Source organism: Erwinia mallotivora (assembly GCF_000590885.1).
GTDB lineage: Bacteria > Pseudomonadota > Gammaproteobacteria > Enterobacterales > Enterobacteriaceae > Erwinia > Erwinia mallotivora.
Genome location: NZ_JFHN01000022.1, coordinates 38,118 through 53,264, shown reverse-complemented (window position 1 = coordinate 53,264; position 15,147 = coordinate 38,118). Strand labels below are relative to the sequence as shown.

At 50.4% G+C, this 15,147-nt stretch carries 17 protein-coding genes; 13 read left to right on the top strand and 4 right to left on the bottom strand.

Translation table 11 applies throughout. The features are described from left to right. Nucleotides 1-71: 71 nt before the first annotated feature. Nucleotides 72-698 (bottom strand): lysoplasmalogenase, encoded by a 627-nt coding sequence (locus BG55_RS03235; RefSeq protein ID WP_034934302.1) that lies wholly within the window; start codon nucleotides 696-698, stop codon nucleotides 72-74. A gap of 229 nt (nucleotides 699-927) precedes the next feature. On the opposite strand from BG55_RS03235, the gene BG55_RS03230 reads away from it, so the two are divergent. Then, nucleotides 928-1,284, top strand: a complete 357-nt coding sequence (locus BG55_RS03230) for a DUF2500 domain-containing protein (RefSeq protein ID WP_034934300.1) — start codon at nucleotides 928-930, stop codon at nucleotides 1,282-1,284. 61 nt (nucleotides 1,285-1,345) lie between these two features. On the opposite strand, the gene BG55_RS03225 is transcribed toward BG55_RS03230, so the two are convergent. Both BG55_RS03225 and rsmD read right to left on the bottom strand, forming a co-directional pair. After that, on the bottom strand, nucleotides 1,346-1,615 hold the full coding sequence (locus tag BG55_RS03225; protein WP_034934299.1) for a DUF1145 family protein: 270 nt from the start codon (nucleotides 1,613-1,615) through the stop codon (nucleotides 1,346-1,348). Further along, nucleotides 1,605-2,210: a 16S rRNA (guanine(966)-N(2))-methyltransferase gene (gene rsmD / locus BG55_RS03220; protein ID WP_034934298.1), complete on the bottom strand. Its 606-nt coding sequence runs from the start codon at nucleotides 2,208-2,210 to the stop codon at nucleotides 1,605-1,607. Before rsmD ends, BG55_RS03225 begins: the two co-directional genes overlap by 11 nt. 165 nt (nucleotides 2,211-2,375) lie before the next feature. On the opposite strand from rsmD, the gene ftsY reads away from it, so the two are divergent. The 4 genes from ftsY to rpoH all read left to right on the top strand — a co-directional run bounded on the left by ftsY (nucleotide 2,376) and on the right by rpoH (nucleotide 6,668). Beyond that, on the top strand, nucleotides 2,376-3,914 hold the full coding sequence (gene ftsY / locus BG55_RS03215) for a signal recognition particle-docking protein FtsY (RefSeq protein ID WP_034934296.1): 1,539 nt from the start codon (nucleotides 2,376-2,378) through the stop codon (nucleotides 3,912-3,914). After that, nucleotides 3,901-4,569: a cell division ATP-binding protein FtsE gene (gene ftsE, locus BG55_RS03210; protein WP_034934294.1), complete on the top strand. Its 669-nt coding sequence runs from the start codon at nucleotides 3,901-3,903 to the stop codon at nucleotides 4,567-4,569. Before ftsY ends, ftsE begins: the two co-directional genes overlap by 14 nt. Beyond that, nucleotides 4,559-5,551, top strand: a complete 993-nt coding sequence (ftsX, locus tag BG55_RS03205) for a permease-like cell division protein FtsX (protein WP_034934350.1) — start codon at nucleotides 4,559-4,561, stop codon at nucleotides 5,549-5,551. The genes ftsE and ftsX overlap by 11 nt, the downstream gene beginning before the upstream one ends. Nucleotides 5,552-5,813: 262 nt before the next feature. Further along, nucleotides 5,814-6,668, top strand: a complete 855-nt coding sequence (gene rpoH / locus BG55_RS03200) for an RNA polymerase sigma factor RpoH (protein WP_034934291.1) — start codon at nucleotides 5,814-5,816, stop codon at nucleotides 6,666-6,668. A 125-nt stretch (nucleotides 6,669-6,793) separates the two neighbouring features. Here rpoH and panM read toward each other — a convergent pair whose 3' ends face one another. Further along, on the bottom strand, nucleotides 6,794-7,189 hold the full coding sequence (panM, locus tag BG55_RS03195) for an aspartate 1-decarboxylase autocleavage activator PanM (protein WP_034934289.1): 396 nt from the start codon (nucleotides 7,187-7,189) through the stop codon (nucleotides 6,794-6,796). Between the two features lie 385 nt (nucleotides 7,190-7,574). Between panM and BG55_RS03190 the strand changes: the two genes are divergently transcribed. The 8 genes from BG55_RS03190 to BG55_RS03155 all read left to right on the top strand — a co-directional run bounded on the left by BG55_RS03190 (nucleotide 7,575) and on the right by BG55_RS03155 (nucleotide 14,974). Further along, the gene (locus tag BG55_RS03190; protein ID WP_034934287.1) at nucleotides 7,575-8,690 is read left to right on the top strand and encodes a branched-chain amino acid ABC transporter substrate-binding protein; all 1,116 of its coding nucleotides are present in this window, start codon (nucleotides 7,575-7,577) and stop codon (nucleotides 8,688-8,690) included. Nucleotides 8,691-8,829: 139 nt separating this feature from the next. Continuing rightward, nucleotides 8,830-9,756, top strand: a complete 927-nt coding sequence (gene livH, locus BG55_RS03185) for a high-affinity branched-chain amino acid ABC transporter permease LivH (protein WP_034934348.1) — start codon at nucleotides 8,830-8,832, stop codon at nucleotides 9,754-9,756. Further along, complete coding sequence (locus BG55_RS03180) at nucleotides 9,753-11,027, top strand: high-affinity branched-chain amino acid ABC transporter permease LivM (protein WP_034934284.1); 1,275 nt, start codon at nucleotides 9,753-9,755, stop codon at nucleotides 11,025-11,027. The genes livH and BG55_RS03180 overlap by 4 nt, the downstream gene beginning before the upstream one ends. Next, on the top strand, nucleotides 11,024-11,791 hold the full coding sequence (gene livG, locus BG55_RS03175; RefSeq protein WP_034934282.1) for a high-affinity branched-chain amino acid ABC transporter ATP-binding protein LivG: 768 nt from the start codon (nucleotides 11,024-11,026) through the stop codon (nucleotides 11,789-11,791). Before BG55_RS03180 ends, livG begins: the two co-directional genes overlap by 4 nt. 1 nt (nucleotide 11,792) lies before the next feature. Continuing rightward, nucleotides 11,793-12,500, top strand: coding sequence for a high-affinity branched-chain amino acid ABC transporter ATP-binding protein LivF (gene livF, locus BG55_RS03170; RefSeq protein ID WP_034934280.1), 708 nt, complete (start codon nucleotides 11,793-11,795; stop codon nucleotides 12,498-12,500). Nucleotides 12,501-13,399: 899 nt separating this feature from the next. After that, nucleotides 13,400-14,002 (top strand): pesticin C-terminus-like muramidase, encoded by a 603-nt coding sequence (locus tag BG55_RS03165; protein ID WP_034934278.1) that lies wholly within the window; start codon nucleotides 13,400-13,402, stop codon nucleotides 14,000-14,002. After that, nucleotides 14,002-14,418 carry a hypothetical protein gene (locus BG55_RS03160; protein WP_152542601.1) on the top strand — a complete coding sequence of 139 codons (417 nt, stop codon included), beginning with the start codon at nucleotides 14,002-14,004 and terminating at the stop codon, nucleotides 14,416-14,418. Before BG55_RS03165 ends, BG55_RS03160 begins: the two co-directional genes overlap by 1 nt. Nucleotides 14,419-14,626: 208 nt before the next feature. Beyond that, a complete protein-coding gene (locus BG55_RS03155) occupies nucleotides 14,627-14,974 on the top strand; it encodes a hypothetical protein (RefSeq protein ID WP_052018661.1) in 348 nt (115 codons plus the stop codon). Nucleotides 14,975-15,147: the final 173 nt, after the last annotated feature.

The window sequence follows — 15,147 nt, the reverse complement described above, 5'->3', positions numbered from 1 at the left end:
CAGGACGAGAGCCTGCCACGGCGTTATCTTACACTCTGGAGTCAACTCCAGAGTCAAGGCCTGAATGCTGCTCAGAGATAAAGTGCCCGCACAATCATAAAATGACCGGCGAAGTAGCAGGCGGCAATAATGGCGCTGTCAGAAGTAAAGCGGCGGCGGTAGTGGGTGAGATACCAGATGATATTAGCTAACAGCAGCAATGAAGTGCCTGCCATCAGCGAAAAGCTGTAAGCGTTTGGACGGAAAAAATATTGCTCGGTTGCCAGCCAGGTCATCAGCAACGTCATACCGATAAAAGTACAAACCGGCCAGCGTAATTCCTCCAGCTTATTCCAGAGCGCGCCGATTAACAGTATCCCAATGACCAGCAGCGCCAGTGGAATCGGCCAGAAAAAGGTCAGGGTCATATGACTGGCAAAATAGAGGGTGTACAGCAGATGTGAGAGGAAAAATGCGCCCACCGCGTAAAGCATCCGCCGGTTTGGTAGCAGCGTCAGGGCATCCCCCACCAGGGTAGCCAGCAGGCCAAACAGAATCAGGTAATCGGAGGTGTTCAGAACCGGTGCCTGCCATGCCCAGGCCAGCAGCAGCAGTAAGGTAACTGGTTTAAAAACCCAGCGTTGCCACTGTGGTCCGCGATAGGAAGCGTCCACATACAGCCAGCCGGAAAAAAATACTGCCAGAAATGACCAAATCATAATCTGTCCCTTTGTTTTCGATGCACAATTCCCGGCTAAGTCTAGGTCAGGCCGCAGGGAAGTGACAGTGGGGGGCTTCTGAAAGCAGCAAATACCTTCGTTATACAAAGTGTGAGCCTGGCAACTCACGGCGATTGCGGGCTGAAAACCAGAAATTTTCCCGGTAAGCTGGCTGTTGCCAATCGGTCAAACCGACATTTTTTATCCGATAAGACCAAAGAGAGACTGTATGAAACCACCATTTTTGTTCTTAGCCATCCTGGCGGTTATTGCCATCCTGGCAACGCGCCAGTTTATCAGGCAGCGCCGGGAAGTGGCGGTCAACGATGCATCCCCGGTTCGTTCACTGCCGGTGGAAGTCAAGGCAAGAAGGGAAACACCGGTGTCGAATCGCCGCTCCCGCCAGCGGGATGTAATCCCCGTCGAGGAGATGCGCTATGAAGCCTGGTTTCACCCGCTGAATGGCGCTGGAGATTTCAGGCTGGTTTTAACAAAGCGTGATTATCAGCAGATTGATGAAGGGGCAAGGGGCAAATTACAGCTCCAGGGAACGCGGTTTATCTCGTTCAGCCCTGTTAACCAGTAAGGAAGTCTGCCGAAAAAAGAGCGCCACATTTCCCCTTTTTTCGGCAGGTTTTTCTCAGCAGCTACTGTTTCGGCAGGTTTTTTTTCTGCCAGGCCAGCAGTTCAAAGACGCCAAAAAAGAAGATTTTGGTTTGCGTTAAAGGGCTTAATTTTGGCCCTGTTTTAGGTTGCGTGGCGCGCATCAGCACCAGTTGCAGTCCGTGCATAACCACCATAAAAAACAACGCAACATCAACAAAATATTTCAGGGGTTTGGGAAACGGATGAACCAGATTGAGCAGCAAAAAAGCCCAGACGAAGACCATTAACAGCCTTCCCAGATTAATCAGCATGGTGTTGTTCCTTTTCTGAGGTGTGGCGAACGTACAAACGATACGCGACCTGTCCGGCAACCTTTTCACGGTGCAGCTGCCAGCGGCCAGGCACCGTCGGTATACCGTTTTCCACTTCGCTTTCTACGTAGATAAGCGCCTGATCCGACAGCCATCCACCAGACTCAAGCTGTGACAGGGTTTGTTCCAGCAGACCTTTACGAAACGGGGGATCGATAAACACCAAATCGTAAGGTTCACCCGGCTGAGCCAGATATTGCAGCGCGTTGGTATTAATAACCTTGCCGGTGGTGGCACCCAGGGTTGTCAGATTTTTTTCCAGTTGTTGCGCGACCGGTCTTTCCAGCTCCAGCAGGGTGGCTGAAGCCGCGTGACGCGACAGCGCTTCCAGTCCCAGCGCGCCGCTACCGGCAAAACAATCGAGGCAACGTGCGCCCTGAATATCTGCCGCCAGCCAGTTAAACAGCGTCTCACGAACGCGATCGGTGGTGGGTCTTAGTCCGGCGCTGTCAGGAACCGGGAGTTTTCTGCCGCGCCACAGGCCACCAATAATGCGGATTTGACCTGGGCCACCATTGCGGTTTTTTTTCGTCATGCTGCTGAGCTCTTAATAATTTGTTGCATAGTTTAACGCGCGCTCCGTGCGGAGGAAACGTAAAAAGGGTGCTGTGTTGCGCCAGCCGTAAAGTGTTAGACTTAGCGATTGAGATGATTTTCAGAGACCTGACGATTTTTTCCCCGCGAGGAGTGTGGTTGTACCATGGCAAAAAATAAAAAACGTGGCTTTTTTTCCTGGCTGGGATTAGGGCGTGATGAAGCAACGTCGCAGGAAGAAAAGAAAGAGACGTCAGAGCAGCAACAGTCCGATGCGGCACAACTCACTGACGCCACCACGCCCGCCAGCGCTGAAACCGAACGGCGCACCGATGAGTCAGCACCGACTGAAGAGATCGCTAATCGTGAACCACTCAGACAGCCGCATGTCGATGCTGACGCTGACCAACCGAATAGCGTTTCCGAACAGGTCGAGGAGCGGGTGGAAACGCCGCCTGCGCAATTAAAAGCGGTCACACCGTTGCCTGCGCAGACCGATGACGTTCAGACAACGCCTGCCGCAACACTGTCAGAGGAAGCCACTGCAACCGAAAAAGCGTCAGAGGAACATCCTTCTGAAGCTGCGGTGGAGGTGAGCCAGCCCACCCCGCAGTTAATACCGGATGAGGAGGCTGTCACTGAGCCTGACAGCTTATACCTGCCGACAGAACAGCAAACTACGGTTCTGACTTCCGGGGAGCAGATTGATATCGATGAACCGGCAGCAGTACTGGTTAGCGAAACAGCAGAGCAGCAGCGTCCGACCAAAGAGGGCTTCTTCGCCCGCCTCAAACGTAGCCTGGTTAAAACCCGTCAGAACCTCGGTTCCGGATTTATCGGGCTGTTTCGTGGTAAAAAAATCGACGACGACCTCTTCGACGAACTGGAAGAACAGCTGCTGATAGCTGATGTTGGGGTGGAAACCACCCGGCGTATCATTACTCATCTTACCCAGCAGGCAAGCCGCAAACAGCTGCGTGATGCCGAAGCCCTTTATGGCCTGCTGAAGCAGGAGATGTCAGAAATTCTGGCTAAGGTAGAGGCTCCCCTGGAGGTGAGCGGCAAAACGCCGTTCGTCATCCTGATGGTGGGGGTTAATGGGGTGGGTAAAACCACCACCATCGGCAAGCTCGCCAGACAGTATCAGGCAGAAGGTAAATCAGTGATGCTGGCGGCCGGAGACACTTTCCGTGCCGCTGCCGTCGAGCAATTGCAGGTTTGGGGACAACGCAACAACATTCCGGTGGTTGCTCAGCATACCGGCGCGGATTCAGCTTCGGTCATTTTTGACGCCATACAGGCAGCAAAAGCGCGTCAGGTGGATGTGTTGATTGCCGACACCGCTGGCCGCCTGCAAAACAAATCGCATCTGATGGAAGAGCTGAAAAAAATCACCCGTGTGATGAAAAAGCTGGATGATCAGGCTCCCCACGAAGTGATGCTGACCATCGACGCCAGCACCGGACAGAATGCTATCAGCCAGACGAAGTTGTTCCATGAGGCGGTGGGCCTGACCGGTATCACCCTGACCAAACTGGATGGCACCGCGAAAGGTGGCGTAATCTTCTCGGTTGCCGATCAGTTCGGCATCCCCATTCGCTATATCGGCGTGGGTGAAGGTATTGACGATCTGCGTTCGTTTAAGGCTGACGATTTTATAGAGGCACTTTTTGCCCGAGAGGATAATGCGCATGATTCGCTTTGAACAGGTCAGTAAGGCTTATCTTGGCGGTCGGCAAGCGCTTCAGGGGGTGGAGTTTCATTTGCAACCTGGAGAAATGGCGTTTCTGACCGGCCATTCCGGGGCCGGAAAAAGCACCCTGCTGAAGCTAATTTGTGGCATTGAACGCCCCAGCGCCGGGCGTATCTGGTTCAGCGGCCATGACATCAGCCGCCTGAAAAACAGTGAGGTGCCCTTCCTGCGCCGACAGATAGGGATGATTTTTCAGGACCATCATCTGCTGATGGATCGCTCAGTGTACGACAACGTCGCTATCCCACTGATTATTGCCGGTGCCAGCGGTGAGGATATACGTCGTCGTGTCTCGGCGGCGCTGGATAAAGTAGGGCTGCTGGATAAAGCGAAAAGTTTTCCCATTCAGCTTTCCGGGGGTGAACAGCAGCGGGTGGGAATCGCTCGTGCGGTAGTGAATAAACCTACGGTATTGCTGGCAGATGAACCCACTGGCAACCTGGATGACGCGCTGTCCGAAGAGATCCTGCGTCTGTTTGAAGAGTTTAACCGCGTTGGCGTTACGGTACTGATGGCGACCCATGATCAGGCGTTGATCGCCCGGCGCAACTATCGTCTGATGACGCTTAATCAGGGACATCTGCATGGAGGCCTGGGTGGTAAATAAACGTAATAAACGGCCGGCGGCACCGAAAGCGGCCAGACAAAAGCAGCCTTCTAAAAGCAAAGCGTTGAAAGGGGGCTGGCAGGAGCAGTGGCGCTATGCGCTGCGAGGTGCGCTTTCTGACATGTGGCGTCAGCCACTGGCAACCCTGCTGACGGTGATGGTCATTGCCATTTCCCTGACGCTGCCCAGCGTCTGCTTTATGGTCTGGAAAAACGTCAGTCAGGCAGCGGAGCAGTGGTATCCAGCCCCGCAGTTGACGGTTTATCTGAGCAAAACGCTGGACGATGATGCAGCAGAAAACGTCGTGGCGCAGCTTAAGAAAGAAGAGGGCGTGGAAAAAGTGAATTACCTCTCGCGTGAAGAAGCGATGGGTGAATTCCGTAACTGGTCGGGTTTTGGCGGTGCAATGGATATGCTGGAGCAGAACCCACTGCCTGCGGTGGCGATCATTACACCCAAACTGAATTTTCAGAATTCTGACACCATGAATAACCTGCGTGAGCGGGTGGCGAAAACTCAGGGTGTGGATGAAGTGAAGATGGACGACAGCTGGTTTGCCCGTCTGGCTGCGCTGACCGGATTGGTGGGGCAGGTGGCAGCAATGATTGGCGTGTTGATGATTGTTGCGGTGTTTCTGGTTATTGGCAACAGCGTGCGCCTCAGCATTTTTGCCCGCCGCGATACCATCAACGTGCAGAAACTGATTGGGGCAACGGATGGTTTTATCCTGCGTCCCTTCCTCTATGGCGGCGCACTGCTGGGCTTCGCCGGGGCGCTGCTCTCACTGGTCTTGTCTGAGGTGCTGGTATTCCGCCTGGAGTCGGTCGTCACCCAGGTTGCGGCGGTATTTGGCACCACTTTCCGTTTGCAAGGCCTTGCCCGGGACGAAAGCCTGCTGCTGCTGTTAATCTCCGCAATGATAGGCTGGATTGCCGCGTGGCTGGCCACGGTGCAACATTTACGTCGATTTACGCCGCAGTAATCCTTTATTCATATCTTTTGATATACTATTCCTCTGTTACACAGCACTGTGTCGCAGAGGAATGCCATCTTTTCATTATGTCTTCAGATATTTTCCCTGCCTCAGATTGTGTGTAAAATATCCACCCGTAATAATGAACTTGTGGATAACTTTGTAGTCGAATTCAGCACAGATTGCTTTCACTTCTTCCTGCCATTCGCGTAGTCTTACCGGTCGTGCAGGGAAATGCGTGGCAACATTGCTTAATACAGAGAGGGTTTGAATGACCAAAGAAATGCAAACTTTAGCTATTGCTCCTTTAGGTAACCTGGATTCTTATATCCGGGCCGCCAATGCCCGGCCTGTGCTGACGGCAGAAGAGGAAAAAGCGCTGGCTGAACGGCTGCATTACCAGGGCGATCTGGAAGCAGCCAAAACGCTGATTCTGTCTCACCTGCGCTTTGTTGTTCATGTCGCTCGTAACTACTCCGGCTACGGACTCCCGCAGGCCGATCTGATTCAGGAAGGTAACATTGGCCTGATGAAAGCGGTGCGCCGTTTTAATCCGGAAGTGGGTGTGCGTCTGGTTTCCTTCGCCGTCCACTGGATCAAAGCCGAGATCCATGAATACGTTTTACGTAACTGGCGTATTGTTAAGGTGGCGACCACCAAAGCTCAGCGCAAGCTGTTCTTCAACCTGCGTAAAGCCAAACAGCGTCTGGGCTGGTTCAACCAGGATGAAGTGGAAATGGTGGCCCGTGAACTGGGAGTAACCAGTAAAGACGTGTTGGAGATGGAATCGCGGATGGCGGCTCAGGATATGACCTTTGATCCGACGCCTGACGATGAAGGCGAAGGCCGCTCCATGGCTCCGATGCTCTATTTGCAGGATAAGTCCTCTGATTTTGCCGGTGGTATTGAAGATGACAACTGGGACAGTCACGCAGCAGATAAGCTGAGCGATGCAATGCAGGGGCTTGACGAACGTAGCCAGGATATTATTCGCGCCCGCTGGCTTGATGAAGAGAACAAAACCACCTTGCAGGAACTTGCTGATAAATATGGCGTTTCTGCTGAGCGTGTGCGACAGCTTGAAAAGAACGCGATGAAGAAACTGCGTGTTGCTATAGAAGCATAAGCGGCGGTAGTAAAAAACGGGGCGACCAGAGGTCGCCCTTTCTGTTTCTGACGTTCTGGCATGTCTGTAGCGTGGCGAAGTCACAGCCGCCAGTGAGCAGGATCCGCCTTAAAGCAGCGCGTTATTCAGTTTTGCTGCCAGGCCCAGCCACCTGCCTCGGTTTTAAATCCCGCCGCCTGCATAAAAGCGGTTGCTGCATCGCTTTCGTTGCAGTTGGTATCAGCAATCCACCAGCGGTGGATCTCTCCATTCTGTGCCATAACCTCCTCCAGCAGATATTTTCCTACCCCCCTGCGACGTGTTACCTCACGCACCATAAAATCCTGCATTTCTGCTGAATTGCCTTTTATCATCACGATCACCGCAGCAAGCAGACGCTCATTGAATTTTGCAGCGTACAGTCGATGCTGTTCATTCAGCGCCTCTTCTGTTTTCAGCAGATCGGCATCGGGCCAGATTTTAGCCAGATCGAGACGATCCTGGGCGGAAAAATGTTGCAGTCTGATGATGGTCAGTTTCATGTTTGATACCGGAGAAAAGCGAAAGGCATATTGTAGCGAATTTAGCCCTGTACAGACGCGGAACTTTTTTGTACGAAAACAAAGCAATCTGTCTTCTGAATGATTAAACCTGAAGATAAACACTAATTGCCTGGCTAATAACCAGCATATTTCGCTGTAAAATCGCTCCGTAATGCTGCGTTAATATCAGATAATTATCCTGCCACAAACGACTATTTATCAATATGTCAGTTGATTTACAGAAGAAAATTCCTGTTTAATAACCTGAATTTTAAAGCCTTATTGCTAAAACTCATAATAAACCCCGCTAACCCTTTCTATCGAAAGCGTTTTCTGCGGGACACGGCTGAAGATAAGTACAAACACAACAGATGGGGTACTCAGGATGAAAATCAGTAAAGGTAGCGCATTGCTGGCTGGTTGCGTGGCGATGGCGCTGAGCCATGCAGCCATCGCGAAAGACATCAAAGTTGCCATTGTGGGCGCGATGTCTGGTCCGGTTGCACAATATGGTGATATGGAATTTACCGGTGCGAAGCAGGCAATTGCAGATATCAATGCTAAAGGCGGTGTTAACGGCGACAAACTGGTCGGCGTGGAATACGATGATGCCTGCGATCCAAAACAGGCGGTTGCCGTTGCTAACAAAGTCATTAACGATGGTATTCGCTACGTAATTGGTCATCTTTGTTCATCTTCCACCCAGCCTGCTTCTGATATCTACGAAGACGAAGGCGTGCTGATGATCACCCCTGCGGCCACCAATGCCAATCTGACTACCCGTGGCTACAAAATGATCATGCGTACCACCGGGCTGGACTCCGATCAGGGCCCGACTGCCGCGAAATACATTCTCAGCGAAATCAAACCGCAGCGCATTGCGGTCATTCATGACAAACAGCAGTACGGTGAAGGCCTGGCGCGTTCTGTGCAGGACAGCCTGAAAAAATCTGGCGGCAATGTGGTGATGTTTGAAGGTATCACCGCGGGCGATAAAGATTTTTCTACGCTGGTCGCACGTCTGAAAAAAGAAAATATCGACTTCGTTTATTTTGGCGGCTACTACCCGGAGATGGGCCAGATCCTGCGTCAGTCTCGTGCTGCGGGCCTGAAAACCCAGTTTATGGGCCCGGAAGGCGTGGGCAACTCCTCACTGTCTAATATCGCCGGAGCGGCCTCTGAAGGGATGCTGGTCACCCTGCCGAAGCGCTATGACCAGGTTCCTGCCAATAAACCCGTTGTTGATGCACTGAAGGCGAAGAAGCTTGATTCAACCGGGCCGTTTGTCTGGACCACCTATGCGGCATTACAGGCGCTGACCACCGGAATGGAGCGCAGTAAAAGCGCCGAGCCAGCAGATATCGCTAAAAACCTGAAAGAGGGCGCGCCTGTCCCGACGGTGATGGGCGACCTGAGCTGGGACAATAAAGGTGATCTGAAAGGGTTTGAGTTCGGCATTTTCAAATGGCATGCCGATGGGTCGTCTTCCGCAGTGAAATAATAAAATCAGCCCGGGCGACGTCAATGTCGCCCGTTTTACACGATGTTCACCGTTTCCTATGTGGTTATTCTCTGAGGCAGTTTTCAGGATAAACAACATGTTACTCACCGCCAGGGTGGCAAGAAGTAAGGTATCAGGTATGTCCGAGCAGTTTCTCTATTTTCTGCAACAAATGTTCAATGGCGTGACGTTGGGTAGCACCTACGCGTTGATCGCCATTGGCTACACGATGGTTTACGGCATTATTGGCATGATCAACTTCGCTCACGGCGAGGTATATATGATCGGCAGCTATGTTTCCTTTATGGTGATCGCCGGGCTGATGATGATCGGTATCGACGTCAGCTGGATGCTGGTGGGTGCTGGTTTTATCGCTGCGATCGTCATTGCCAGCGCATACGGCTGGAGTATTGAGCGTGTGGCCTATAAGCCGGTGCGTTCGTCCAAACGCCTGATTGCGCTCATCTCCGCCATCGGTATGTCAATTTTTCTGCAAAACTACGTCAGCCTGACGCAGGGATCGCGTGATTTAGCCCTGCCAGGACTGATTACCGGGCGCTGGACGCTGGCCGTCAGTAATGGTTTTGCTGCCACAATTTCCACCATGCAGATTGTTATCTGGTCGGTAACATTCCTTGCCATGCTGGCACTGACGCTGTTTATTCGTTATTCCCGTATGGGCCGCGCCTGTCGTGCCTGTGCTGAAGATTTGAAAATGGCCAGCCTGCTGGGCATCAATACCGATCGCGTTATCTCGCTGACCTTTGTGATTGGCGCGGCGATGGCAGCGGTGGCGGGCGTACTGCTGGGTCAGTTCTACGGTGTCATTAATCCCTATATCGGTTTTATGGCCGGAATGAAAGCCTTTACCGCTGCGGTTCTGGGCGGCATCGGCAGCATTCCGGGGGCGATGCTGGGCGGTCTGATCCTTGGCATTGCCGAAGCGCTGACGTCGGCATACTTAAGCACTGAATACAAAGATGTGGTTTCTTTTGCGTTGCTGATCGTGGTGTTGCTGGTAATGCCTACCGGTATTCTTGGTCGTCCGGAGGTTGAGAAAGTATGAAACATCTCAACCTGCTCAACGCCGTCGCCTCAGCACTGATGCTGCTGGTGCTGGCGGCGTTCTTTATGGGAATGCGTCTGAATCTGGACGGAACGCAGCTGGTGGTTCACAACGCAGGCAGTGTTCGCTGGAACTGGATTGCGGGCGGCTGCGCGGTGGTATTTATTTTCCAGCTGTTACGGCCTCTGTTACAGCGCGGTCTGAAGGGGATCTCTGGTCCGGCAATGGTTTTGCCGGGAATTGATGGCTCGACCTTAAAGCAAAAAATGCTGCTATTGGCGCTGGTTATTGCTGCTGTCATCTGGCCCTTCCTGGTTTCTCGCGGCACGGTGGATATTGCCACGCTGACGCTCATCTACGTGATGCTGGGCCTGGGGCTGAATGTGGTGGTCGGGCTTTCCGGTCTTCTGGTGCTGGGCTACGGCGGATTCTATGCCATTGGCGCTTATACCTTTGCCTTGCTGAATCACTATTACGGTCTGGGCTTCTGGCAGTGTTTGCCGCTGGCCGGTCTGGTAGCGGCGCTGTTTGGTTTGCTGTTGGGCTTTCCGGTGCTGCGACTGCGCGGAGACTACCTGGCGATTGTGACCCTGGGCTTTGGTGAGATTGTCCGAATTCTGTTGCTGAATAACACGGATATCACTGGCGGTCCGAACGGCATCAGCCAGATCCCGAAACCGTCGCTGTTTGGCCTGGAATTTAACCGCAGCGTGCGTGACGGCGGCTGGGATACCTTCAGTAACTTCTTTGGTCTGGCCTATAACCCCAGCGATCGCATCATATTCCTCTATATGGTGGCGTTGTTGCTGGTGGTGGTCACCCTGTTTGTGATCAATCGTCTGCTGCGTATGCCGTTGGGTCGGGCCTGGGAAGCACTGCGTGAAGATGAGATTGCCTGCCGTTCGCTTGGCCTCAGCCCTACCCGCATCAAGCTGACAGCATCCACCATCAGTGCGGCCTTTGCCGGTTTTGCCGGATCTCTCTTTGCCGCGCGTCAGGGCTTCGTCAGCCCGGAATCCTTCACCTTTGCAGAGTCGGCATTTGTGCTGGCGATTGTTGTCCTGGGCGGCATGGGATCGCAGTTTGCGGTGATCCTTGCCGCCATTCTGCTGGTGGTTTCCCGCGAGCTAATGCGCGATCTGAATGAATACAGCATGTTAGTGCTAGGTGCCCTGATGGTGCTGATGATGATCTGGCGGCCACAGGGACTGTTGCCGATGAAACGTCCGCATCTGAAGCTGAAAAATGTGGAAAAAGGAGAGCAGCCATGACCCAGCCTTTACTGGCCGTAAATGGCCTGATGATGCGCTTTGGTGGCCTGCTCGCCGTTAACAACGTTGAGCTGGAATTAAGAGAGCGGGAAATTGTTTCGCTGATCGGACCAAACGGTGCAGGTAAAACGACGGTGTTTAACTGTCTGACCGGTTTCTATCGCCCGACGGGTGGCAGCATCACACTGCGCGATCGGCAGCTGGCAGGATTGCCAGGCCAGAAAATTGCCCGCATGGGCATTGTGCGCACCTTCCAGCATGTCCGTCTGTTCCGTGAAATGACGGTGATTGAAAACCTGTTAGTGGCACAGCATCAGCATCTGAAAAGTGGCGTGTTCGCCGGATTGCTGAAAACACCGGGGTTCCGTAAAGCAGAAAGTGAAGCGCTTGACAGGGCTGCCAGCTGGTTACAGCGTGTGGGCCTGTTGGAGCTTGCCAATCGCCAGGCGGGTAATCTGGCCTACGGCCAGCAGCGTCGTCTGGAGATTGCCCGGTGCATGGTAACCCAGCCGGAGATCCTGATGCTGGACGAACCGGCGGCGGGGCTTAACCCGAAAGAGACGCACGAACTGGATGAGTTGATCGCTGAACTGAGAGGCGAACATAACGTCTCGGTATTGCTAATTGAACACGATATGAAACTGGTTATGGGTATTTCAGACCGCATTTATGTGGTTAATCAGGGAACGCCGCTGGCTCAGGGCACACCGGAGGCTATCCGTAACAATCCGGATGTGATCCGCGCCTATTTAGGGGAGGCATAAGATGACCATGCTCTCTCTGCAAAATGTCAGCGCGCATTACGGCAAGATTCAGGCGCTGCATAACGTCAGCCTGCATATCAATCAGGGTGAAATAGTGACGCTGATTGGTGCCAACGGTGCCGGAAAAACCACCATTCTTGGTACGCTTTGTGGTGAGCCACGCGCCAGCGAAGGCACCATCAGCTTTGACGGCAAAGTGATAACCGACTGGCAAACGGCGCGTATCATGCGCGAGGCGATCGCCATTGTTCCGGAAGGTCGGCGGGTATTTTCCCGCATGACGGTGGAAGAGAACCTGGCGATGGGCGGTTTCTTTGCCGATCGTCAGCAGTATCAGACGCGCATCAAAGGTGTTTACGAGCTGTTTCCACGTCTTTACGAGCGTCGGGTGCAGCGTGCCGGCACCATGTCCGGTGGCGAACAACAGATGCTGGCAATAGGCCGTGCGCTGATGAGTCAACCGCGTTTATTACTGCTGGATGAGCCATCGCTGGGGCTTGCGCCGATTATTATCCAGCAGATTTTTGACACCATTGAGCAGCTGCGCCAGGAGGGGATGACCATTTTCCTGGTTGAGCAGAACGCCAACCAGGCACTGAAACTGGCTGACCGTGGCTACGTGCTGGAAAACGGTCATGTGGTGCTGGAAGATACCGGTGATGCGCTGCTGGCGAATGAAGCGGTGCGCAGCGCTTATCTGGGGGGATAGTCCTTCACGTCCGGGGCCGGTTTTTCTGGCTCCGGAGTTTCCCTGGCTGCTGGTGCTCACCATATATCACCATCGAACAGCTGTAGCTGGCTAACCCACATTAATGTAGTGAGAACATTGCTCAGTGATACCCTGTCGGATTGCAGGTCAATCAGTCTGTTGCTGGCTGAATGCTCTGTTAATACTGATTGTTTCTGTAATAAGAAATTCTGTCTCTTAGTTTTACACTTAAACACTCATGGTAAGTGGTGATGTAGCCCACGCTGTCCTTTTCATAAACAAGGGCTTCAGCCTCACATTCGTTTTTCAGATAAAGATCCCATCCATTTTTTGCTTTTCGCACTTTTTGTGTTAATTGCGCCCGGTCATAAGGTTTTTTATCCGGAGCATTTATCTTTTTTATAAATTAGTCGAATGAATGATTATATTCAATTTTCAATTCACCTGATGTATCCATCAGGCAATCCATGACTGTCATCATGATTTTAATTTAATCTTTTGCATTGAAAAAGAAAGAGAGTCGCCACTACTGGGAAAAATATATAGTCAGAGAATGTTCAGCCAGCTCACTGTTGCAGGAAAAATACTCTGCGGATTTTCTGTCTGCATATAACAAGTGTATGATCGACTTTTATAAAGGGAGGATTGTTTTCTATCTTTCTGACAGGTTTTAATTAATAATAATTTCAGAACTTTTTGAATGTATGTCTGTCAATTTTAGTGAATTAAAGTTGATAACTCATCTATTGATGATGAGAATGATTATCTGTAAATCAGACACCAAAAATGACGTCATCCTGAATGCAATAAGTTGACTGACTTCAAATAAAAAATTAAAAACAGACTGTAATATCCCAGGGTTGCCAATGAATGGCATTAGATGACAAGGAAGACAGGCTATGCTGGAGCCAAAAGAAGGATTGTTAACGTTCAGAGCAGAAGGTAATAATTTTCGTGGTAGCAGATACTATTCACGTAAGATTCACTGGCCAGGTAATTCTCCGGCTTGTGGAAAAAATGCTTCGGGTGTGACTATTGGTAGGGGTTTTGATCTGGGAGGAAGATCAGAGAAGGAGGCCCTTAGCTATCTGATTTTGGCAGGAATACCCACAGAAAAAGCAATTAAAATTTCAGCTGGTAGCAAACTAACTCACTGTCGTGCTGATGAGTTTGTCAAAGTTAATAAAGATTCAATAGGAGAAATAACAGAATCTCAACAGCTGCGGTTGTTTGAAAATGTCTACAGGAACTATTTGTACGATGCTATAAGATTTTATAATAAATATAAAAATTCAGGATCTGAATCCTGGAATAAACTTGATAAGAAAGTAAAAGATGTTTTTGTTGATATGAAGTATCAAGGTGTTTTGTCAAAAAACATGGTAAAATTTTTCGAAAAAAATAACAGATTTGATGTTATTTATTTAATAGAAAATGATAAATATTTGATGAGCTATGAAAGTAGTAGAGGCCGTCTGGGATATTTAAAGGATAAATCATAATGCTACTTAGATTTTTTTTATTAATGTTTATTTTCTTATCAGTTTCATTTTCAGTATTATCAGATGGTGATGTGTTGCACAATTCCAGAACCTTTATCAGCCAACGGTATGATATTTATATTTATGATGACAAATGTACCATGCCGGTTGATTGCGAAAATATCACAGCCATCATTGTTGATAAAAAGGATAATAAAAAGCTTACAGCGACAGGTATGACCATTACCACTGGTGTTGGGCGTAATCTCCGTGGCTATGAGCTCTCTTCCGGAAAATATAAATTTATACTGAGACAGCCAGAGGCAGAATCAGATAAGGATATCAATTTTGATCAATGGACGCTGTTAGTAGAAGTGGAAAACGAAAGAGGACATTTCATTCTTTTTTTCCGCGATACCGGAGAAATTACCTGGTGATTTCCAGTGGCCAGGCCAGCCATCAGACAGCCATGCCACCTGTTGACGGACCCAGTGTTGCCATTTGTCGTCAGGATGTATCAGTCAGTGAGCCTTGTGGTCTGGTTATGGATGAAAAAATATCAGGCAGAGAAAATAAATGAAATATTCAGTGTCGTTATGTCTCATACCCTTAATATCTTTCCCGGTATTATCCTCAGATATTATCATGCAAAACGATGACAGTAAGCGCTGTCTGAATATTTCACCTGTTAAAGAAGTGTCTGCCTGTTTACACTCTTCAGAAATGGAAAAGAAAAGAGAATATAACAATGCATACACTGCTTTTATTAAAAACATCAACTTAAATAAAAAAGATTTTATAAATTATGACGACGTTATAAATGGAATCAGTAAAGCGAAAGAATTCTATGACGGTTATATCAGAAATGAATGTTTTGCCTTTGCAAGCCAGCTGATTAAAGACTCGCCCGCTTATCAGGGAATTTACAGCCAGTGCATGATTAATTTTTACCGGCAAAGAATTGATTTCTACAAAACGTATGATTTCGAATAATTAAGGCGAAAAGGCGCGTTTAGCGACAGCGGTACACCGGCGCATCCACCCACCCGCTTAATGACGGCGATGCGCGCCGTCATCCGCATGTCATATCACTGTCACAGACCTGCTATTTTTCCGTCATTTTTACATGTCATGTTGCTTGCCGGACAATATTGCGCCCTTGCGCG